Raw genomic sequence first — 20,985 nt, forward strand, 5'->3', positions numbered from 1 at the left:
TGGCTCAGGTTTTTGGCGCTGATAATACTATTACTTCTCTCGATTTTCTCACTCTTTCGAGTTAAGATCAAAGCGCAATAAACAGCGTGTAAGGTTCTATTCACACAGCACCTTAGCGCTGTTTATTCAAAAATTCTAATCCTAAAAAAATAGCTGCGATGCTTCCTGATACACAAATTTCTCTGTTTTTTATTTTTACCAAAACTTCGGTAATTGGGACTAAAACTACTTCAATATCTTCGGTAATATCTAATTGAATTTTGCTGGCAAGCTTGACATTTTTAGCAAAGTATAGGTAGATAGAATTGGTGTCTTTTAGAGGGTTATCATATAAGGTTGCTAGTTCCAAAATTTCTTCAGCAACATATCCCGTTTCTTCGGCAAGTTCTCTGGCGGCTGCCGATTTACCGCTCTCTTCAGCAGGGTTGAAAGATCCAGCAGGCAGTTCCAGCAAAATTTCGCCTGCTCCGTGCCTGTATTGGCGCACTAATACAAGTTCTTGCTGCTCTGTCGTGGCAAATATTAGGGCGATATTGGGTCGGACATTAACAAAAAAGTCGTCTATAATTTGTCCGTTTGGCAATTCTATTTCATCTTGTCTAACCTGACACCACTTGTTTTTAAGAACGAAGTGCGATCGCAATAATTTCCATTTAGTTAATTTTTTCATATCGCCATAATGCTAAACTTTCAGCGTCATCCGAAGGCACAATTTTCCCATCCATAATCTATTTCAGATCAAAAATTTCACTTAGCCGCCATGCCATACAAAAAATTACTCCCCCGATTTGGGGAATACTTACAAAAATTGACTGTTAATTCTCTAGCACCCGGATTGTTGGCGATCGAGTCACTGAGTCTGAGTCTAGCAGTCGTTGCCGCAGTTGCGACAGTGCCGGTAACACTAGAACCAGCAAATGCTTCTACAGTCACAAGTTGGAAATTCGATCCGGCGACGAATCAGTTAGAAATTACTCTTCCAGAGGGAACAACCCCTACATATTCTCTACTCAACCCGTCTCAGATTGCTGTGGATTTACCCAATACTGAGCTCGGAGTAGATGCAACTCAGCTATACCCACAAGGCAGAGTGCGTTCTGTGGGGGTAAGTCAACTTCAACCGGGAACGGCGAGAATTCTGGTCAATTTGGCTCCTGGAGTCGGTTTCAGCGCAGGGAAAGTTCAGTTCCAAAGAATAGGGGTAGAAAATCACTGGGTGTTGCGTCCTTCGATCGAACCGACTCCAATTATGGAAACTTCCGAAACTCAACCCCAGCCTGCAATGCAAGTACCGCAAAACCAGCCACCGACAGATTCCAACTCAACTGCTGCCACAGAGCTCGATCGACCTGAGCCTCCTACTTCCCCAAATCCCGGTTCAAATTTTTCGCAGCGGTCTAGTTCAAATGACCAAATCCGGCCGATAACAGTGCCTTTAGTTAATGTTCGCCTTGACGAACGCCGTGGGGTACAAGCTTCTGCTGTACCCCGCCTAGCCCCTCAAATAACGGCTGTTGCTGCACCCCAACAGCGCACGCTTACTTTTGGTGAACCACTTCCTCGCGACCGATCAAATGCTCCTTTGCAGGCTGCGACTGGGGCGAATGTTTTGTTGCCGGCGGGAACGGAACTCAGTTTGCTCTACCCCGGCGATCGGGCTTTGCGCCTTGCCCGTGCGAAGCCCAGCCGAGAGGAAGTGCTGCTGCTGCAAGGGGGAATTCTCGACAGTCTTGGCAATACGATCGTACCTGCTAATACACCGGTCATCGGTCGATTTGAAACGACTAACCTCGGCAGTCGATTTGTAGTGGAAGCTATTAGTCTCAACGGCCGCAATATCCCTCTGGTGGCTCGCTCGGAACCCGTGGAAGGTCGGCGGGCTCAGCCTTCCGATCGCAGTTTGTTGCGAAATACTGGTATTGGTGGCTTAGCTTTGTTCTTGCTGAGCGGCTTTTCCGGTATCGGTTTGTTGGCGGGAGCAGCCGGTGGTGTTGCTACGACTTACGTCGCGGCTCCTCAACCTGCTACGATTCAACCCGGCCAAATTTTGCACGTTCAGTTAACCGAAGATTTCCCCCAGTTCGGTTTTTGAAGGAAGAAGGAAGAAGGAAGAAGGAAGAAGGAAGAAGGAAGACTTTCTTCTTCTCTCGAACCTCTTCGTTCAAAATTTACTTAGAGCAGTTTTCCATTCTCTGAAATAAAGTAGGGACTTAGGCTTAGCCTAAGTCCCTACTTTATTTCTGTAGTTCACTCAAATCAAAACCGCTATATCGGGATTTAGAAATTTTGACCTTCAGTGGTTGGAGCTATCGAACCCGGTTGGTTGAGGAACAGGTTTTTAGCGCCGTCGTTTTGGTAGATACAGTTAATTTCGGGTTGAGCTTCTAGGGGGCCGGTGAAGCCAAAGGTGTTCATGCGATTTTTACAATCGCGCACTTGGTCTTGGCTGATGAGTTTTCTTTGTTCCAGAATTGCCCAGTTATTGGTTCGCAGGACGCATCCGGGGCGCATACTCGGCTGCGAGATGTAGACGTTGAAAGGGTTGAGGGTGACGTAGAGGCGCATATCTGTCACCATCGCGCTTGCTCCAAACTGCACGCAAAGTTCTGGGTTCGGGGCACTGCGATCGATAAATTCACGGGAGGCTACGTTCTCTGGGCTAATTGTAGCTGTGGAGCTAAAGGCAATGCCAATCCCAATTCCCAGAATAAAGACGGCTGTTAAGATTCCTAGGGTGGCGGAATTGAGGAAAGAGGGTTTGCCGGACTGAGGTTGACGCCGCGACTGTCCGCCCATGGAGCCGGGGTAGTCGGAGTCTTCATCTCCTCGGGATGGGTCGCCGCTGAATCTGTCGTTGTAGGATTTAGGTTTGCGTTTCATATAAGGTTCCCTCAGTTCTGGAGACTCAACAGGTAGTAGTTTGTTATTTTTAACCGATCTCGCCTTTCTAATATTATGGCGCTAGGAAGGTGGTTGCGGAGGGCCCAGGACACCTCCTGTGGGTTTGGTGTTGGGTTCACAGCTCGCGATCGACCAAGGGGCTGCCTTGTCTGATTTTTCAGATTTCAATAAAATAGCTGAAAGTGAGATAGTCTTGCACAGCGGAGGAATCCGGCTCAAGATTGTTGACAAATTTTAACATTTTACAAGTCAGGAGGTATAGATTAGTGTCTGTCGAAATTATTCAAAAGCCTTCCACAGTCCGCAAGCTTGCACCGCGCTACCGCGTTCTGCTGCACAATGATGATTTCAATCCTATGGAGTACGTGGTGCAGACTTTGATGGCGACGGTACCGAGTCTGACTCAGCCACAGGCGGTAAATGTGATGATGGAAGCCCATACTAACGGGATGGGATTGGTGATTGTTTGCGCTCTCGAACACGCTGAGTTTTACGCTGAAACCCTCAACAATCACGGATTGAGCAGCAGCATCGAACCTGACGATTAAAACCTGACGGTACTGCAACGAATTCGCCCAGCCGATTTCAGTATCATACCGTAAACTCTCATACCAAAAAGCCAAGGGTTAGGCCCTTGGCTTTTTGGTATATTTAATGCGGTAGATATGGAAACTTGAAGAGCATAGGTTTTTCGGAACGGCCGGAAGTGGTTCGGAGCTAGGTGAGCTCTCGCACCAATTTCAACTCTCCAATCTCAAATCTTTATCCGAGGAAATTAATAACGTCCTCCTCCGCCTCCTGCGCGACCAAATTTGCCAGGGCCGCCGCCCCGGTTGCCGCCGCCCCGGCCACCTTCATCTTCGCGGGGCTTAGCTTTGTTAACTTTGAGATCGCGACCCATCCACTCTGCTCCGTCGAGAGCACTAATGGCTGCATCTTCTTCTGCATCTGTGGACATTTCTACAAAACCAAAGCCGCGGGGGCGACTGGTTTCTCTGTCGGTAGGTAGATGTACTCGCTTAACGGTTCCGTATTCGGCGAAGACGGTGGTGATGTCTTCTTGGGTAACTTGGTAGGATAAGTTACCGACGTATATCGACATGAGGAATAACTCCAAAATTTAGACAGTGCGAAGATTTCAGTTTCGGAGAGTCCCCTGCCGATACAGAAGGGCAAGTTTTTAGACAATTCTGTAGCAATGAACAAAGCCTGCAACTGAATCTGATTCACACTAGGTACTTTAACATAGAATAACGTCTTTTGAGTAGTTTTCAGGAGTTAATTAAGTCGTTCTGATTATAATGTAAAACTTTTAGGGTATTCAGAAACCTGCTCGATCGGTGTGATGTTTTGCCTGCTGTGGAAGCAGAGAAGTTATGTCGCGCCCTCTCACCGCAGGAAAGATACATCCACCTTGCCAAAGTTGGTAGTCAAAGCTAGGTTTACGTTTTCCAGGGCTTTGACTAACCACACCACGCCTTCTCGGGTACTGCATTCGTAGTGACCGAACAAAATTGCCAGTCGCTTCTCTAGGTAGGGCTTGACTTTGCCACAAATTAGTACGATTTTCAGCAGTAAACCTGTGGTTTGGGTGGGTCCGAGGTTTGAGATTAGGTCGATGAAGACAAAGTGGTTGGGCCGCACAGTACTCTCCACTACTAAAAAGTTCAATAACTGGCTGCAAGTTCTGATCATTAAAAATTCGTTAAACTTCTGATCGTCGCTGTGGGGCAGGGTGTTTTGTAGTTGCTTATACAATTTTTCGTTAAAGAGACGTTTGCCGTAGCGCTCATCGGTGACAGAAGAAATCAGGTATTCGTACAAGTCGTCTTTAAAGGAGCGGTAGGACTGATGTGTGCTGGCGTTCGCCGTGAAACGGCCCGCTAGCTGTCTGTAGGTATCGGCTCCTTCTACTTTTCCGACAAATTGCTTGAGGGCAAAGAATAGTTCCGAGTCGGTCAAAAGTGTGGGATTTTTTATAACTTGTATATTTCTACCGAAGGAAAGGGAGGTTTCCCGACGAGCTATTTGGGTTTTTCTCACTTGGTGAGCGACGTATTGTGAGAGATTGATCTCAAATTGCTGCTGCTTTTGAGCTTGGATTTTTTTAATGATTTTTTGCTGTTCGTAGGTGCTGTCGTCGCTGAGGAGGCAGTGTTTGTAGAGGTAGGGGTAACGGGGAATTAAGGTTCCGAGGGCAAGGGTAGCAGGGGTTTTGCTGTTGCTGCTATCTTCATTGCTGTGAGTTATGACTTTGGCTAAGCGTTGGAGGGTGAGGTACTGTTCGCTTTCGGTAAATTGATTTACTAATTGGGGGATAGAGCCTCGCCCCCGCGATCGATTGTATCCAAATAATATTTTGGGCGCTTCTTCAAACACAGCGATCAATTCAGGGATGGCTGCTTGCTTGCTGGGGTATGTTTGCCAACGGTTGATCAGGATGTGGCAGCAGCGGTTGAGGATGTATTTGAATTCTTGTTCGGCGTGTTTTGAGGCTGCTATTTTTTCAAGTGCGTCGGCGATCGAGCGATCGGGATATCCGGTACCTTGGATAAACAAAGTGCGAAAGCGGCCGATCAGTTCAGCCGGCTGCTCTCGTTGTACCAACTCCAGCCAGTGCTTGTAAAGTAGCTGTTCTTCTTCGTGGCTTTGTCTGTTGTAGTCGTTCACTGTGGATTAACCCTCCGAGGCTGAGGTAGGAGCTTTCAGCCCTATTATCTTGATGAATTGGCCAATCAATCGCAACAATTGAGTCAACCGAGCTTCTCGCCGGATGAGGCTTATGGGTAGAAGCTGTCAGCAGCTTAAGCCGATCGATATTTTTTGCTTAGTTAAACTATTTATCAACACCAGCATGACATGAATTGTTTGTAATTAGCAAGGCCTTAAATCACCATCTACTTTGTAAAGTATTGGTAAAGATTGTGGGTAGGTACGGGATAATTTCTTGGTGGGCGGACGATTTCGTATTAGGATGTTCAAGGTCAATCCCGATCCGCAGCCCGTTATTAGTTAAATTTGAGGTTGGGCGAGGTAGAATTAGCTGTGAAAATAATTATTTGAAATGTGAGTGCTGGTTATGGTTTGTCGCGTAAGTATCGCCCAACTTGCTGAAATTTTATCTGTACCTTTGCCTGCTGTGTCTGAGGGCGTTTCGACAATTTTGGGGACAGGTATTGCCACAGATACGCGCACTCTTGAGGGGGGTGAAGTATTTTTGGCACTGCGGGGAGACACTTTTGATGGCCATCAATTTGTGGCAAAAGCTCACGATTTGGGGGCGATAGCAGCAATTGTCGATCGAGATTGGGAAGAGGAATTGCCTAATTTTCCGCTATTGCGCGTGGACGATACTTTAAAAGCTTACCAATCGATCGCCCGTTGGTGGCGCGACCAATTCAGTATACCTATAGTTGCTGTTACTGGTTCTGTAGGTAAAACTACTGTTAAAGAGTTAATTGCGGCGGTTTTGTTAACGAAGGGAAATGTTCTTAAAACTCAATATAACTACAACAATGACATTGGCGTACCAAAAACTTTGTTGGAGCTTTCACCTTCCCACAATTATGCTGTAATTGAAATGGGAATGCGCGGAAGTGGCGAAATAGCGCTGCTGTCGCAAATGGCGCGTCCTACTGTGGCGGTAATTACTAATGTAGGAACGGCGCATATTGGGCGATTGGGTTCGGAAGAGGCGATCGCTCAAGCTAAGTGCGAACTGTTAGCCGAAATGCCTGCTGATAGCATGGCTATTCTCAATCACGATGGTGACAGATTAATCGCAACTGCGGCAAAAGTTTGGCAGGGAAAAACTTTAACCTATGGTTTAGAAGGCGGGGATTTGTGCGGAGAATTGCTCAATAATGATACAATGTTAGTAGAAGGTGTAGAATTGTCGCTGCCGCTGCCGGGACGGCACAATGCTCTAAATTATTTGGCGGCTTTGGCGGTAGGAAAAGTTTTAGGTATTGATTGGGAAGTTTTAAAGCAAGGTTTGTCTGTGCAGTTACCGGATGGAAGGGCGCGCCGCTACGATTTGCCGCAGGATATTGTGATTCTGGATGAGACTTACAATGCTGGTTTGGAGTCGATGTTGGCGGCCCTGAGACTGTTAGCAGATACTCCAGGAAAGCGCCGGATTGCGGTGTTGGGAACGATGAAGGAATTGGGCGATAGGGCGATCGAATTTCACCGACAAGTGGGAAGGGCGGCGCGAGAGTTGAATCTCGATGCTTTGTTTGTTTTTGCTGATTTTGAGGAAGCGGCGGCGATGGCTGCGGGTGCGGCGGGTTTGCTTTTTGTGGAGATAGGAGATATTACAGCCAAGGATGGGCGGGAAGATTTAGCAAAGCGGTTGTTGGGATTTGTCGAAAAGGGCGATCGCATTTTATTTAAAGCTTCTCATTCAGTTGAGTTGAATCGAGTTGTGGAGAAGTTTAGGGCAGATTTTGCGGGGGAGTAATAGAAAATAAATTTTGGGGATTTGAAATTATGCGATCGCTTCTAGTCGATCGCCCCCTCAAACTCACGTTTCGAGCGTTGATGCGTAGGGTAAGATGCCCATCTGCACCTAAGTGCCGAGGGCTCAATATTTTGATAGCCCTCTGGCCTCGATTTCGATATCGGGATCTATCTCAATTATTGAAATTTTGGCATTTTCAACTACTGTATTTCCCATCATTGTATTGTGAATTGCCTCAAACTTAGATTCATCTTTAGCAATTCGTTCGTAGTGCAAAATTACGTGATAACGCTTTTCAATCGGCACTCCCGAATCCGAAATTTCCACCGCATCCCAATCTATATTTTGAGAGTCTTCCGCTTGCTGGCGGTAGCGAGATGCTAAATTTTCTAGGGCGATCGCGATCGCGTGTTCTTTCGTTTGTCCGTAAAAATTCATGGTATCATCAGGGCGATCGCTCAGAGATGACGAAATCTGACAAAGATACTGCCCGTTTGATTGAGCGCAAACGTCGATCGCAATTGTACCAGCAGTGCGATCGGGATTTATTTGAGTCATAAGCTGTTCGGCATTTAAAAGACGATAGTAGGGTGCGTCAGTCCATAAGCGTTTCCCTTGTCCAGTAAGTATTCTAACTGACGCACCCTACAAGGCTCAAACTCACCACAGCACAAGTTTTAGGAGCCGGGGAAGCATGACCTATTTCAGGATATGTCGAAAAAAAGCTAAAATATCGATTAGTTTTCGTTGGACTTGTAATGTCGGAGAGCAGATATGAATTCAGTTGAGGAGACCGGATTGTCACAAATCGTTGACTTGCCACTGATAGGGTCTGCTGAACAATATCTCTTCTCAGTCGAAGACAATCGAGAGCGTGCTGATAAGCTAAAAGAATTACTTGTTCCTAAGCTTAAAATAATCATTAAACAAGCTTGTGACCAAATTCACCAAGTTTATGGCACAGATGTACTCTCAGATTGTCGAATAACGACTACACCAGCTCATCGCTCTGGAGCCAAGAAAACCAAGCCATTCAAAATAGCAAGCGCTGGCTTGACTATAAAAGGAACTTGGTATTTCCAACAGAGATTTGAGTGTACTTCTGATAGTTTATTTGTGAACTTTTTTGGATTAAGAGGACTAGAAGGGAATCCGATTGTTCAAGTCCTGAAGAAGCATTTGAAAGATGTTACTCAGATTTTGGATCAGGGTGAATATGAAGTTTACTCTGAAACTATTGCACCGAAAGAAGATGAAAATTTAGAGTATGAGGAGTTCATTAACAAGCTGCAATTAGTTCCTGAACGAGATGGGAAAGGTACTTATATTCAGAGTCCATCCCTAGTTCTTCCTATTAAAGACCTAGATGCAGCTCAGCCAGTGATTGATAACTTTGTCGAACTCTTTGCTATCTTTCGTGCTGCAATAAATGTGTATCTTGGTGAGGAAGACCGTTTTGAGGACTACCTAAAATGTTTGTGGGATTGGCAAAATCCGCTTCAGGTTCAGGAATCTGTAACTACTACTAGATTCTTTCCTGATGAAGTAGATGCAGTACAAACATTTCGTGAGGGGGCAGTACGGCAAGTTTCAGTCAACGCTTATGAACGAGAGCCTAAAGCTCGGCAAAAATGTATTGATTATTACGGTTCAAGTTGCTATATTTGTGATTTCGATTTTGGCAAAACTTTTGGACAACCAGGAAAAGGTTTCATTCATGTTCATCATCTAAAACCCCTTTCAGAAATTGCAGAAGAGTATGAAATTGACCCTATAAAAGATTTGCGTCCTGTTTGCCCAAATTGTCACGCTATGATTCATCGTCGTTCACCACCATTTAGTCTTGAAGAAATCCAGATGTTGTTGAAGTCTGCTCGTGATTCTACTATCTAATATGTGGGGCTTCCTGAATAAGCCGATCGCAAACCCAGACCACGCAATATGCGCTATATTCAGCAAACCCTAATTACTATCAACGGGGTTTTAAACCCAGTTTTCTAATAAAATGCCTACTGTCGGCGAATCATAGCCATCACAGCATCAACCGTAAGTTCCGGGAGAATACCTAAAACTGGTAAAATATCTGCACCCGAACAGATTATAGGTAGCTCCTCACCCTGCCATACCCAAACTTGTTGGTGAGAGAGATCGATTAGCCATGCTAATTGCGTGCCGTTAATGAGGCAGTGGAGGATCTTATTCTGCAATTTTAAAGTGCTTTGATCCGGCGATAGAATTTCAATTAACCAATCCGGTGCGCCGTTAAGTGGTCCGTCTTCATCGGTAAGCCGATCGCCTGCTACAATCGCTATATCTGGTACTGGCGAGTAGGGAAGTACCAAGCAACGCAACTCTGGTATCGCTTCAAATCGATCAGTCCGATCGTTGATATAGTTAACCAAGTTGTGTTGCAGTCGCGAATGAAAAAGGGTTGGCATAGTTTTTTGAACTGCTCGTCCCAGAATAAATTCCCATGCAGGCGAGGATTCAATATCCGGTTGAGCGAGGAAGTCTGTTAGTGAAAGTGTTGCGATCGACTCAATCATATTTTTTTGTCGAACCTCACTGTACTTATTATCTAGATTAAATCCCCGACTTCGTAGAAGTTGTCGGGGATTTAATTGTTCTGTTTGACTCCAGATAGCACCTACCGGGAGTCAAAAGCACTACTACTTCGCGGCTTGACGCTCTTTTGCCGCCTTAATCACTTCTTCAGCGATGTTATTCGGACAAGGAGCATAGTGCGAGAAGGACATTGAAAACTGTCCGCGCCCAGAGGTCATAGTACGCAAATCGCTAATGTAACCAAACATTTCGCTCAACGGCACATCTGCCTTGATCCGTGCTCCTGTCTGGCTTGTTTCTTGAGATTTCATCATCCCCCGGCGGCGGTTGAGGTCGCCGATCACGTCGCCCATGTAATCATCTGGAGTGAATACATCGACATTCATAATCGGTTCGAGCAACTGAGGCGCCGCTTTAGGCAGAGACTGCCGATAGGCCGCTTTGGCAGCAATTTCAAAAGCCATTGCTGACGAGTCAACGGGGTGGAAACCGCCGTCTAGTAGGGTGAATTTCAAGTCCAAGCAGGGGAATCCGGCCAAGACGCCTTTGTCGATGCAGCTTTCAAAGCCTTTTTCGACCGCTGGCCAATATTCTCTCGGCACGCTACCACCAGTCACTTTCGACTCAAACTGGAAGCCGCTTCCAACCTCACCAGGCTCGATCACATAGCCAATTTTGGCAAATTGACCGGAACCACCTGATTGCTTTTTGTGGGTGTATTCGTCTTCGAGGCGCTTGGTAATCGACTCGCGGTAGGCTACCTGTGGTTCGCCGACTTCTACTTCGATCCCGTGGGTGCGCTTGAGAATGTCTACTTTGATGTCGAGGTGTAACTCGCCCATCCCCTTGAGAATCGTTTCGCCGCTTTCTTGATCCGTCACCATGTGGAAGGATGGGTCTTCTTGCACCATCTTGGTGAGGGCTGCTCCCATTTTTTCTTCGCCGCCTTTTTGTTTCGGTTTGACCGAAATCGAAATAACGGGATCGGGGAATACCATCGGCTCTAGGGTTGCGGGATTTTTGGGGTCGCAGATGGTGTGTCCGGTGCGGACGTTTTTCATGCCGACGATCGCCACAATGTCCCCTGCTTGCGCGGATTCAATTTCTTCGCGAGAGTTGGCGTGCATTTCCACCAAACGGCTGATGCGCTCGGTTTTGCCTGTGGCGGTGTTAAGTACGGTGTCGCCCTTGGACAACTTACCTGAGTACAGGCGCGTGAATGTTAAAGCACCGTAGCGATCGTCCATGATCTTAAACGCGAGTGCCCGCAATGGCCTGTTGGGATCGACTATCGCAAACTCGCCGGTTTCCTCGCCCTCGAGATCGACTTCTGGCTGCGGTGTGACTTCCATCGGGTTTGGCAGGTAGTCAACTACGGCATCGAGAACCAACTGCACGCCTTTGTTTTTAAACGATGAGCCGCAGTAAGTGGGGAAAAATGCCCGATCGCGAGTACCTTTGCGAATGCAGCGCTTGAGGTCGTCGAGGCTCGGCTCGTTGCCTTCGAGATACTGTTCCATCACAGTGTCGTCTTGCTCGACGGCCAGTTCGATCAACTTTTCGCGCCAAGTTTCGACATCATCGACCATATCGGCGGGGACATCTTTAATTGTATAGTTCATGGGATCGCCGGAGTCATCCCAGATCCAGGCTTTGCGGGTCAGCAAATCGACTACGCCGCAGAACTTTTCTTCTATGCCGATGGGCAATACCATTACCATCGGTTTAGCGCCAAGGATTTTATCGACTTGCTGGACAACGCGGTAAAAATCTGCACCGGTGCGATCGAGCTTGTTGATGTAGATGACGCGAGCGACTTTGGAATCGTTAGCGTAGCGCCAGTTGGTTTCCGATTGCGGTTCAACTCCACCCGAACCGCAGAACACACCGATGCCACCATCGAGAACCTTCAAAGAACGGTAAACTTCGATCGTAAAATCGACGTGTCCGGGAGTATCAATGATGTTGAGCTGATGGTCGTTCCAGAAGCAGGTGGTAGCAGCGGATTGAATCGTAATACCGCGCTCTTGCTCCTGTTCCATGAAGTCAGTAGTCGCCGCGCCTTCGTGAACTTCACCAATTTTGTGGATTTTACCTGTCAGTTTCAGGATTCTTTCTGTTGTGGTGGTCTTGCCAGCATCTACGTGGGCGAAGATGCCGATATTTCGATAACGAGTGAGATCTTTCATAATTACTGTTGAGATTAAATGCGACGAACCGTCGGCGACCACCTGCAAGCGTAACCAGCGAGGAATCAATGTTGCCTTAGGCGCCAGTACAGGCTAGATTTCCTTTCCCCTGTTTCTGGCAGAACTATCTTAATTTTGACACTTCTTCGTCATTCCTGCGAAGGATTCTTGGTCGAATAAGTACCCCAAGCCTGGCTCCTTATCAAAATAGCGTAGATTAAGGCCAAAATCCTCTCCTAAAGTAGTTGGGGTTGAGGCACTCGTTTCCAACAAATTCGTGTTTTTGACGTTTCGATCAACCTGATATTTTGCAGCAGTCTCAGCAAAAAAGTATAAACCGCGTTTCCTGACAAAAAACCTAGGATTTTACGTGAGTTTATGGGAAGAAAACCAGTTTCTGACGTTACTGACATTAAAGAAGTAGGTGCAAATAAACCGCCCTATGGGGAGGATGGTGGGTGAGTGCAGCAATAAACTGGCGGATTTGATATATATTTGCTTAACCCGCCACTACAAAATATTATTAAAAATCCCGTTGCTGCGTTCAAAACCATCTAAGTCAAAATCGAGCCGCTCATCATCCGCTGATATCTCCGTTCCAACTCATCCCGCACTACCGGCCACTGATTCAAACTTTCATCATTCTCAATTACCATTTGAGCCGCCGCCCTCGCCAACTCCAAAACCTCCTGATCCTCCACCAAACTCGCCAAAGCAAAATCCGGCAAACCAGACTGCCGAGTTCCCAAAACCTGACCAGGCCCGCGCAGTCTCATGTCCATTTCCGCAATAAAAAAGCCATCTTGAGATTGTTCTAAAACCTTCATTCTCTGCATAGCTTCCGCCGTTTTGGAACCGGGCATTAACAAACAATAAGAACGGTTGCTGCCCCGACCGACTCTACCCCGCAACTGGTGCAGTTGCGACAGTCCAAAACGCTCAGAATTTTCAATCAGCATTACCGTGGCATTCGGCACGTCTACTCCTACTTCGACCACAGTAGTAGATACTAAAATATCAGTTTGTTTGTCCCGAAACTTAGAAATTGCTTCGTCTTTGTCGGCACTGCTCATTCTACCGTGCAGCAAACCAACCTTAAACTCAGGGAATACGCTTTTTTGCAGTTTCTCTTGTTCCTCAATTGCCGATCGCACATCCAACTTTTCCGACTCCTCCACCAGCGGCAGCACCACATAAACTTGACGCCCGCTCGCCACTTCCCGCCGAATCAAATCGTAAGCTTGAATGCGTTCTTTGGCAGACAGTACAGTTGTTTGAATTGCCTGCCTACCAGGGGGGAGTTCATCAATTTGACTCACATCTAAATCCCCATGCAGCGTCAGCGCCAGCGTCCGGGGAATGGGAGTTGCCGTCATCGTCAAAACGTGGGGAGCTTCGCCTTTTTGCTGCAATTTAGCGCGCTGCTGCACGCCGAATCTGTGTTGTTCGTCAATTACCGCCAAACCCAATTTATGGAAATTCACCGTATCTTGAATCAGCGCATGAGTTCCCACTAAAACAGGCAATTCTCCGGTTTCTAACTGGTTGTGAATTTCTCGGCGCTTGGCTATTTTTGTGGAACCAGTTAACAGTTCAACAGACAAGTGCATCAAGTTAAACCAACCTACCAATTTGCGGTAATGCTGTTCTGCTAAAACTTCTGTCGGTGCCATTAAAGCCGCTTGATAACCGGATTGAATTGCTGCTAGCATTGCCACGACAGCTACTACGGTTTTGCCAGCGCCGACATCGCCTTGCACTAATCTGTTCATCGGTTGCGACGAAGCTAAATCGTTGAGGATGTCATTAATGACTCTTTCCTGAGCATTAGTCAAGGCAAAAGGCAAGATTTCATAAAAATGTTCGATCAATTTGCCACTAGGAATGATTACTGCACTAGCTTGAGCTTTTCTTTGGGTTTGGCGGCGCTTTAAAAGTCCTAATTGCAGGTAGAAAAATTCGTCAAAGACTAAGCGGCGGCGGGCGGCGGCCAAACAATCTCGATCGAGCGGAAAGTGAATATTAGTCACGGCATCGGCTAAACCCATTAAACCGTAACGCTCGCGCAAATCCTCTGGTAACGATTCTGGCAACATTTTCGCCGCCGGCATTGCAGCCAAAATCGATCGCCTCACCGAACCAGCATCCACCCCCTCCGTGAGCGGATAAACAGGTATCAGGCGGCCGACTTTCATTGATTCGATCGCACCGCCGGAGTCGTCTAATACTTCTAACTCAGGATTTTCTAAAGTAATTCCATATTTACCCTGCTTCACCAACCCGGAAGCTGCCAGCACCGCACCAGTACAATACTCGCGCTTTTTGAATTCTTGCCAACCGCGATTGCTGTAGCGAGGGCCTGCAAAAAAACGACTAATTTTTATTTCTCCGGTGCGGTCTTTTAAAATTACTTCTAATATGGTTAACTTCTTATTCTTCGGGCTAGAAAAGCAATTGCAGCGCTTTACTTCTGCGATTAAAGTGACAGTTTCCCCGGCTACTAGCTCGCGAATTTGTACTTGCTTTGCATAGTCGATGTGGTTGCGGGGATAGTAGTAAAGCAAGTCATATATAGTGTATAAACCCAGTTTTACCAAGCGGTTGCCGTTGGCGGGGCCGATGCCGGTGACGCGGGTTAACTGTTGGTCGAGAGTCAGGCTGGGCGGTGGGGGTGCTGTACTCAGGGGTACTGTTCGGGGAACGGAAAGTGCTGGGGCGGTTGGTTCAGAAGCGTTAGCGTTTACGGGTCTGACTTGTGCTACTTGTTCTTGCTGGTGGCGAGTTTCTTGTTCCCAAACTTGCTCCAATTGCCTCAGAAAACTGACCGTAATGGCGATCGAATGTTGGCGCTGTTCGAGATCTTTCTGAGGGTAGATGTCAAATTCAGCGGCTAGTTGTCTAGCTCGATCGCGCGCCGAAGCCACCACAGAAGCTGCCAACTGTCTCAAACTCAGGCCCAGAAACTCGCTGAAGCGGTATTGACTGCCTTGAATGTCGTTAAATCCGCGATCGGCTTCTACTGAAAGAGCTTTTTGCAATCGCTGCCATTCGGGTTGGTTATTAGTCATCAGTCATTACTTATTAGTCATCAGTTATTAATAATTAGTCATTAGTCATTAGTCATTAGTCATTAGTTATTAATCATAGCTCAAGAATTCCAGACACCTGACAACTGACACTTGTCAATTGACACCTGACACCTGACAACTGACTAATCTTCAAACCAACTCGATCGCCAAGCCGACTCAGCCTCCACCACAGCGAGTTCCCGCTGCTTTTTCTGGTAATCGCGGCCCAGCGAGTTCAACTTTACAGACAGGTTACGAATTTGCTGGCGCCAAGCCGAGGTTCCCGCATCGCCAAACTCTATTTCCGATAGTCGCAGTTTAATCGCTGTAATGTGCAGCGCCCTACTACCAAAGGTTTCTGCCAATTTTCGCGATGCTGATGAGGCATCGGTTTCAATGATTAAGTTTAATAAGTTAGGCGGCCCGGCAACGCTGTCGCCGGAGGATTCAGCACCAGAAGCAGCTTCTAGAACCGGTTCTGGCAATTGACTCGGCAAGATTCCCGACTGTTGCAGCAAGCGGTTGGTGTCGCGAGAAAGCAGCTTGAGTATATGGACGATCGACTTTTCAATACTATTTTGCCACCGTGCCAAACTTTCAGGGGAATTAGCGTTTGGCAATTGATAATTTGCCAATGAAAATAGATAGTTAATTGCGGAAACTTGGTTTTTTTCCTTTTGGTCTTCTTCCTTGTCGCCTGCTTCGTCTTCCTCTTCTTCCTCTTCGTCTTTGTCGAAGTCGTCTTCCTCTTCCTCTTCCTCTTCCTCTTCCTCTTCCTCTTCCTCTGCTTCTGATTCAGTCACCAGCGATCGCAATTTTTCCTCCGACGCCGCAGCCAAAGCCCTTACAGACTGCTGCATTTTTTGCCTTCCCTCGAAGGACAACTTGAGAAACGACTCAGGTACTGATTGAGTGCAAAGGTGATAGCAAGCCAAAATTAACTGCTGCCGCACCGCTTGTCCCAACGCAGTTAAATAACCTTCGTAGGTACTGCTAAACTCCAACTTCAAGGCTGCTAAAGACTCTTCGAGTCCTGCCAAATCTTGCTCTATTCGCTCTCTTGGTCGCACCATATCTCTCGTATAAAATTAAAATAGGACTTACGCGAGTTTTAAATCCTTACGCTATCTGTAGTAAGGTATCCACTGCACGCCCTACAAATATAGTTTGTCCATAAGTCCTGTAAAAATTAAAAATTAAAAATGCAAAAAATTGATTTTTCACATTTTTAATTTTTAATTTTTAATCTTAATTTGGGATTATTGAACACCCATTTGGGCTGCCACTTCGTCGGCAAAGTTAGCTTCTACCTTTTCAATGCCTTCGCCCAAGACAAAACGCACGAAGCGGCGCACTTGGACATTTTCTCCAATTTGGGCGATCGTTTGTTTCACCAACTCTTCCACGGAGATATTCTGATCTTTAATAAAAGGCTGATCCATCAAAGATAACTCTTTCATGCGCTTCTCAATCCGCCCTTGAACAATCTTTTCTTTGATGTTTTCCGGCTTGTTGCCCAAGTCATCTTTGCCCATTTCAATTGCCTTTTCTCTTTCGACAACTTCGGCGGGGATATCTTCAACTTTCACGTATTCCACATTCGGGCAAGCTGCAATTTGCATCGCAATATCCCGCACCAACTTTTGGAATTCTTCGCGACGTGCCACAAAATCTGTTTCGCAGTTAACTTCCACCAGCACTCCCACGCGACCGCCGGTGTGAATGTAGCTGCCTACAAGTCCTTCTGAAGCGACTCGTCCACCTTTTTTACCTGCCGAAGCCAGACCTTTTTTCCGCAGCCACTCAATGGATGTTTCCATATTGCCTTCGTTTTCAACGAGGGCTTTTTTGCAGTCCATCATGCCCGCGCCAGTTTTTTCGCGCAGTTCTTTAACAAGTTTTGCAGATATGTCCGCCATCTTCTTTAAGTTCCCAATCAAAATTAGTTATTAGTCATTAGTCATCAGTCATTAGTCATCAGTCACTAATTTTAATGTTAATGATTAGACCAGAGTGAAGAAATACCCAGTCGATATTAGTATCGACTTTGTAGGTGTAGCGCCAGAATTAATTCTGACCCTGACACAATGAATGCTTTTGCCAGAGTTCTACTAATGACTTAGACTCGTGCTATGTACAATTAAAAATTAAAAATATCCAACTAAAAATAATAATTATTTTTAATTTTCAATCTTTAATTTTTAATTTCCTGATGTCAGATTCCGAGGGCAATACTAGCTCTCGGTTTCTTCGCCTTCGGCCTCAGCAGCGTCGTCGGGATCTACATAATCGGGGTCATCCAATTCTTCGATTTCGACATCATATTCAGCGCCTTCGTAACCACCGTCGTAGTCGTAGTCTTCCTCAGAGTCGCCGCCCTGCTGACCGTGACGACCTTCGTAGATGGCATCAGCCAACTTGCCGACTATCAGCTTGATCGATCGAATAGCATCGTCATTCGCCGGAATCGCAATGTCAACCAAATCCGGGTCGCAGTTGGTATCCAACAGAGAGACGATCGGAATTCCCAACTTTTGGCATTCCAACACCGCATTATACTCGCGGCGTTGGTCTACCAGAACCACTCCGTCGGGAATCTTCCGCATAGATTTAATCCCGCCCAGATATTTCTGGAGTTTTGCCATTTCTCGGCGCAGTACCGAAGCTTCTTTTTTCGGCAATAAATCGAGGGCGCCGATTTCCTCGCGGCGCTCCAAATCCTTGAGCCGCTCCACGCGGGACTTAATCGTCGTCCAGTTGGTGAGCATTCCCCCCAGCCAGCGCTGGTTGACGTAATAAGCACCGCAGCGTTGAGCTTCTTGGGCTACAATCCCTGCAGCTTGGCGCTTCGTACCCACGAACAAAAACTTTTTGCCTTTTTCTGAGGCAACTCTCATGTACTCGTAGGCGTCTTCCATAAGCTGAGCGGTTTGCACGAGGTCAATGATGTGAACCCCGTTGCGCTCTGTAAAAATGTAGGGAGACATTTTAGGGTTCCACCGACGGGTTTGGTGTCCGAAGTGAACCCCTGACTCTAACATTTGAGCCAAACTGACTACTGGCATTGTATTTTTAACTCCTGATTCGGGTTAATCCTCCACCCGGTCGTATTTCTGAAGGTTTGCGCCCTCGAAACACCCGAAAACCCGGATGTGCGAATTTAAACAACTTTTCTAGTTTATCACAGCGCGCGCTACTTTTTCTGACAATCTGATATCCGTAGGGTTGGCTTGGCAGCCAGATGTGAGATTTAATGGGAGGGTTGGGTGTGGGGTGTGCACGATGCGGTTAGAGTTACTCGCAAGCGCTTCTTAAAAACGAAAAATCTAGGTGGGAGGTTGCCAAAGCCTTTGTTCGCTTGTGAGAGAATGGCGTTGTTGGTGCGCCTCTTGTGCCTTCTACCTTCGATCGAGCTGGCGGCATCCATTTTTTTCTCGGCAATCCAGTCAACTTTATTAGCCTGCCCTCTCTATCCGCAAAAATCCCAAAGCTAAAAACGCCATGCCCATACCCATTCTCGTTCTGCTTGAAGTTCTAATTGTCATTGCACTTTCGAGACTTGTAGGTTTAGGATTTCGAGCGATCAAACAACCTCAAGTCATTGGAGAAATTGTAGCAGGAATTATGCTTGGGCCTTCTCTGTTTGGCTTAGTTGCACCAGCCACCGCAACAGCACTTTTTCCAGCCGAAGCCGTTCCCTTCCTCAACGTGTTATCTGAGGTGGGGCTAATATTTTTCATGTTTTTGATTGGTTTGGAACTGAATCCAAAGTATCTCAAAAGCAATTTAGATATAGCGATTTTAACTTCCCACGTCAGCATTCTAGTGCCGTTTTCTCTAGGAAGCTTGCTAGCGCTGCTGCTGTATCCCATCGTTTCAAATAATAGCGTTTCGTTTACAGCATTTGCCCTATTTTTGGGCGCTGCAATGTCAATTACTGCCTTTCCGGTGCTAGCAAGAATTATTACAGAACACAACTTGCAGAATACAAAATTGGGGACGCTGGCCCTGACTTGCGCTGCGGTAGATGACGTAACGGCGTGGTGTTTGTTAGCAGTGGCGATCGCAGTTACTCGTACTAATTCGATGATCGGTGCTTTGCCGACAATTATTGAGTCTTTAATTTACATCGGTTTCATGCTGACTGTAGTCCGCTGGTTCTTGCAGCGGCTTTCCAAGCACTACAACCGCACTGGCAGATTAACACAATTAGTTCTTTCCGGCATTTACATGGGAGTTGTAGCTTCTGCCTTAATTACTGAATTAATCGGCATTCATTTAATTTTTGGTGCATTTTTGCTAGGTGCTGCCATGCCGAAAAATGCGGGATTAACCAGAGAATTAGCAGAAAAAACCGAAGACTTTGTACTAATATTTCTGCTGCCGATATTTTTTGCTTACAGCGGCTTGCGGACTCAAATCGGCTTGCTCAACAGTCCCGAATTGTGGCTGCTGTGCGCCGCAGTTTTGGGAGTAGCCATTGTCGGCAAGTACGTCGGCACTTACGTTGCTGCCAAAGTTTGTGGCATCAACAACCGCGAAGCTTCAGCCTTGGGATGGCTGATGAATACTCGCGGTTTGACTGAACTAATTGTGCTGAATATCGGTCTTTCCTTGGGTGTCATTTCCCCGCTGCTATTTACGATGTTAGTCATCATGGCTTTAGTGACAACTTTTATGACTTCACCACTGTTGGAGTGGACTTATCCAAAACGGTTAATTAGGTTAGATATTTCTGAGTTTAACTCTGAGGATTCAGAATTAGAACGTTCAGAATTCGCGGAAAGCAGCGAAGAAACTGCTAACAAATTGCTGCCAACTTATCGAATTTTAGTACCGGTTGCCAATCCCAGCACGCAGAAAGGTTTACTGCGACTAGCGGTAGCGCTGGCGCAGCCGGCTGCTGGTATGGGTGGTGATGATTTAAAGTCGGCGGCGGTTCATCCTCTGAGTTTGATAGAATTAAATGATGACTATGCTTTTGAAAGTACGCCGGCGGAAGCCGATCGCATTATTCAAGAGCGCCGCTCGAAATTATCAGAATTGATTGAGAGTTTGGAACTGCCGGAGGCACAAAAATTCGTACATCCCATCATTCGGGTTACTAATGATGTAGCGAGGGAGACGGCACAAATTGCGACAATAGATCGCGCGGATTTGATTTTAGTAGGATGGCACAGACCTACTTTTAGCAGCAACCGTTTGGGAGGACGTGTCGGCCAAATTCTCAGCAACGCTAAAGTGGATGTAGCAATTTTTGTTGACAGAGGTCGGGAAACGTTGAATAAATTGTTAGTACCTTACGCAGCAAACATTCACGATGATTTGGGTTTAGAATTGGCGCTGAGACTGTTAGTTAATAGCGAGGATCGCCGTTTGACGGTGCTGCGGGTGGCGGTTGACGGGGAAGCTGGAAACGAGCTGAGTTACGAGTTTCAGCGAGTGATGGATCAGTTACCGGTTGATGTGCGATCGCGCATTGAAACTCCGATTGTGGAGGCTGCTGAGCCAATTCAAGCAGTAGTAGCGGCTTCTGCTAATGCTGATTTGACTATTGCAGGTACGAGTCGGGAGTGGGGAATTGAGCGCCAAACTTTGGGACAGTATACTGATGAATTGGCTGTGCAGTGTCATTCTTCGCTGCTGATTGCGCGGTGCTACGTTAAAGTGCGATCGCACTTGGCATCGGTACTTCCTCAAATGTAGTCAGTTGACTGTTGACTGTTGGCAGTTGTTATTAGTTATTGGTTATTGGTTATTGGTGAGTTAGTACCAATGCCCAATGCCCAATGCCCAATGC

16 protein-coding genes are annotated in these 20,985 nt (G+C 46.6%); 5 read left to right on the plus strand and 11 right to left on the minus strand.

Annotation, left to right across the window (positions count from 1 at the left end; genetic code table 11):
- Positions 1 to 112: 112 nt before the first annotated feature.
- Entirely contained in the window at positions 113 to 670 is a 558-nt protein-coding gene (locus tag QUA45_RS18730) for an NUDIX hydrolase (RefSeq protein ID WP_333221816.1), read from the minus strand.
- A gap of 138 nt (positions 671 to 808) precedes the next feature.
- Between QUA45_RS18730 and QUA45_RS18735 the strand changes: the two genes are divergently transcribed.
- On the plus strand, positions 809 to 2,092 hold the full coding sequence (locus tag QUA45_RS18735; protein ID WP_333221817.1) for an AMIN domain-containing protein: 1,284 nt from the start codon (positions 809 to 811) through the stop codon (positions 2,090 to 2,092).
- Positions 2,093 to 2,277: 185 nt separating this feature from the next.
- Here QUA45_RS18735 and QUA45_RS18740 read toward each other — a convergent pair whose 3' ends face one another.
- On the minus strand, positions 2,278 to 2,880 hold the full coding sequence (locus QUA45_RS18740; RefSeq protein WP_333035210.1) for a DUF3172 domain-containing protein: 603 nt from the start codon (positions 2,878 to 2,880) through the stop codon (positions 2,278 to 2,280).
- A gap of 287 nt (positions 2,881 to 3,167) precedes the next feature.
- Here QUA45_RS18740 and clpS point away from each other — a divergent pair, with 287 nt between their 5' ends.
- On the plus strand, positions 3,168 to 3,449 hold the full coding sequence (gene clpS / locus QUA45_RS18745) for an ATP-dependent Clp protease adapter ClpS (protein ID WP_015178019.1): 282 nt from the start codon (positions 3,168 to 3,170) through the stop codon (positions 3,447 to 3,449).
- A gap of 227 nt (positions 3,450 to 3,676) precedes the next feature.
- Here clpS and QUA45_RS18750 read toward each other — a convergent pair whose 3' ends face one another.
- Entirely contained in the window at positions 3,677 to 4,003 is a 327-nt protein-coding gene (locus tag QUA45_RS18750; protein WP_333221818.1) for an RNA-binding protein, read from the minus strand.
- Positions 4,004 to 4,290: 287 nt separating this feature from the next.
- On the minus strand, positions 4,291 to 5,571 hold the full coding sequence (locus QUA45_RS18755; protein WP_333100232.1) for a hypothetical protein: 1,281 nt from the start codon (positions 5,569 to 5,571) through the stop codon (positions 4,291 to 4,293).
- Between the two features lie 409 nt (positions 5,572 to 5,980).
- Between QUA45_RS18755 and QUA45_RS18760 the strand changes: the two genes are divergently transcribed.
- Positions 5,981 to 7,363, plus strand: a complete 1,383-nt coding sequence (locus tag QUA45_RS18760; RefSeq protein WP_333221819.1) for a UDP-N-acetylmuramoyl-tripeptide--D-alanyl-D-alanine ligase — start codon at positions 5,981 to 5,983, stop codon at positions 7,361 to 7,363.
- A gap of 123 nt (positions 7,364 to 7,486) precedes the next feature.
- On the opposite strand, the gene QUA45_RS18765 is transcribed toward QUA45_RS18760, so the two are convergent.
- On the minus strand, positions 7,487 to 7,921 hold the full coding sequence (locus QUA45_RS18765) for a hypothetical protein (RefSeq protein WP_333221820.1): 435 nt from the start codon (positions 7,919 to 7,921) through the stop codon (positions 7,487 to 7,489).
- A 216-nt stretch (positions 7,922 to 8,137) separates the two neighbouring features.
- On the opposite strand from QUA45_RS18765, the gene QUA45_RS18770 reads away from it, so the two are divergent.
- The gene (locus QUA45_RS18770) at positions 8,138 to 9,256 is read left to right on the plus strand and encodes an HNH endonuclease (protein ID WP_333221821.1); all 1,119 of its coding nucleotides are present in this window, start codon (positions 8,138 to 8,140) and stop codon (positions 9,254 to 9,256) included.
- Positions 9,257 to 9,372: 116 nt separating this feature from the next.
- Here the strand turns inward: QUA45_RS18770 and QUA45_RS18775 are convergent, their stop codons facing one another.
- The 6 genes from QUA45_RS18775 to rpsB form a co-directional block, all read right to left on the minus strand.
- On the minus strand, positions 9,373 to 9,909 hold the full coding sequence (locus tag QUA45_RS18775) for a Uma2 family endonuclease (protein ID WP_333100238.1): 537 nt from the start codon (positions 9,907 to 9,909) through the stop codon (positions 9,373 to 9,375).
- Between the two features lie 123 nt (positions 9,910 to 10,032).
- The gene (fusA, locus tag QUA45_RS18780; protein WP_333150088.1) at positions 10,033 to 12,117 is read right to left on the minus strand and encodes an elongation factor G; all 2,085 of its coding nucleotides are present in this window, start codon (positions 12,115 to 12,117) and stop codon (positions 10,033 to 10,035) included.
- A 554-nt stretch (positions 12,118 to 12,671) separates the two neighbouring features.
- Complete coding sequence (recG, locus tag QUA45_RS18785) at positions 12,672 to 15,185, minus strand: ATP-dependent DNA helicase RecG (protein WP_333221822.1); 2,514 nt, start codon at positions 15,183 to 15,185, stop codon at positions 12,672 to 12,674.
- 143 nt (positions 15,186 to 15,328) lie between these two features.
- A complete protein-coding gene (locus QUA45_RS18790) occupies positions 15,329 to 16,258 on the minus strand; it encodes a hypothetical protein (protein ID WP_333221823.1) in 930 nt (309 codons plus the stop codon).
- Positions 16,259 to 16,444: 186 nt separating this feature from the next.
- Positions 16,445 to 17,104 carry a translation elongation factor Ts gene (gene tsf, locus QUA45_RS18795; protein ID WP_333061561.1) on the minus strand — a complete coding sequence of 220 codons (660 nt, stop codon included), beginning with the start codon at positions 17,102 to 17,104 and terminating at the stop codon, positions 16,445 to 16,447.
- 315 nt (positions 17,105 to 17,419) lie between these two features.
- Complete coding sequence (gene rpsB / locus QUA45_RS18800) at positions 17,420 to 18,250, minus strand: 30S ribosomal protein S2 (protein WP_172187021.1); 831 nt, start codon at positions 18,248 to 18,250, stop codon at positions 17,420 to 17,422.
- A gap of 436 nt (positions 18,251 to 18,686) precedes the next feature.
- On the opposite strand from rpsB, the gene QUA45_RS18805 reads away from it, so the two are divergent.
- Positions 18,687 to 20,891: a cation:proton antiporter domain-containing protein gene (locus QUA45_RS18805; protein ID WP_333221824.1), complete on the plus strand. Its 2,205-nt coding sequence runs from the start codon at positions 18,687 to 18,689 to the stop codon at positions 20,889 to 20,891.
- Positions 20,892 to 20,985 lie beyond the last annotated feature (94 nt).

Origin of the sequence: Microcoleus sp. Pol12A5, assembly GCF_036701435.1 — a bacterium.
In the GTDB taxonomy this organism is placed as follows: domain Bacteria; phylum Cyanobacteriota; class Cyanobacteriia; order Cyanobacteriales; family Microcoleaceae; genus Microcoleus.

Excerpts from the sequence above, each read along its gene's own strand:
- QUA45_RS18790 (WP_333221823.1), bottom strand. The coding sequence starts at position 16,258 with ATGGTGCGACCAAGAGAGCGAATAGAGCAAGATTTGGCAGGACTCGAA.
- fusA (WP_333150088.1), bottom strand. The coding sequence starts at position 12,117 with ATGAAAGATCTCACTCGTTATCGAAATATCGGCATCTTCGCCCACGTA.
- QUA45_RS18765 (WP_333221820.1), bottom strand. The coding sequence starts at position 7,921 with ATGACTCAAATAAATCCCGATCGCACTGCTGGTACAATTGCGATCGAC.
- QUA45_RS18775 (WP_333100238.1), bottom strand. The coding sequence starts at position 9,909 with ATGATTGAGTCGATCGCAACACTTTCACTAACAGACTTCCTCGCTCAA.
- recG (WP_333221822.1), bottom strand. The coding sequence starts at position 15,185 with ATGACTAATAACCAACCCGAATGGCAGCGATTGCAAAAAGCTCTTTCA.
- QUA45_RS18730 (WP_333221816.1), bottom strand. The coding sequence starts at position 670 with ATGAAAAAATTAACTAAATGGAAATTATTGCGATCGCACTTCGTTCTT.
- QUA45_RS18770 (WP_333221821.1), top strand. The coding sequence starts at position 8,138 with ATGAATTCAGTTGAGGAGACCGGATTGTCACAAATCGTTGACTTGCCA.
- QUA45_RS18750 (WP_333221818.1), bottom strand. The coding sequence starts at position 4,003 with ATGTCGATATACGTCGGTAACTTATCCTACCAAGTTACCCAAGAAGAC.
- QUA45_RS18805 (WP_333221824.1), top strand. The coding sequence starts at position 18,687 with ATGCCCATACCCATTCTCGTTCTGCTTGAAGTTCTAATTGTCATTGCA.
- QUA45_RS18740 (WP_333035210.1), bottom strand. The coding sequence starts at position 2,880 with ATGAAACGCAAACCTAAATCCTACAACGACAGATTCAGCGGCGACCCA.
- QUA45_RS18760 (WP_333221819.1), top strand. The coding sequence starts at position 5,981 with ATGGTTTGTCGCGTAAGTATCGCCCAACTTGCTGAAATTTTATCTGTA.
- tsf (WP_333061561.1), bottom strand. The coding sequence starts at position 17,104 with ATGGCGGACATATCTGCAAAACTTGTTAAAGAACTGCGCGAAAAAACT.
- rpsB (WP_172187021.1), bottom strand. The coding sequence starts at position 18,250 with ATGCCAGTAGTCAGTTTGGCTCAAATGTTAGAGTCAGGGGTTCACTTC.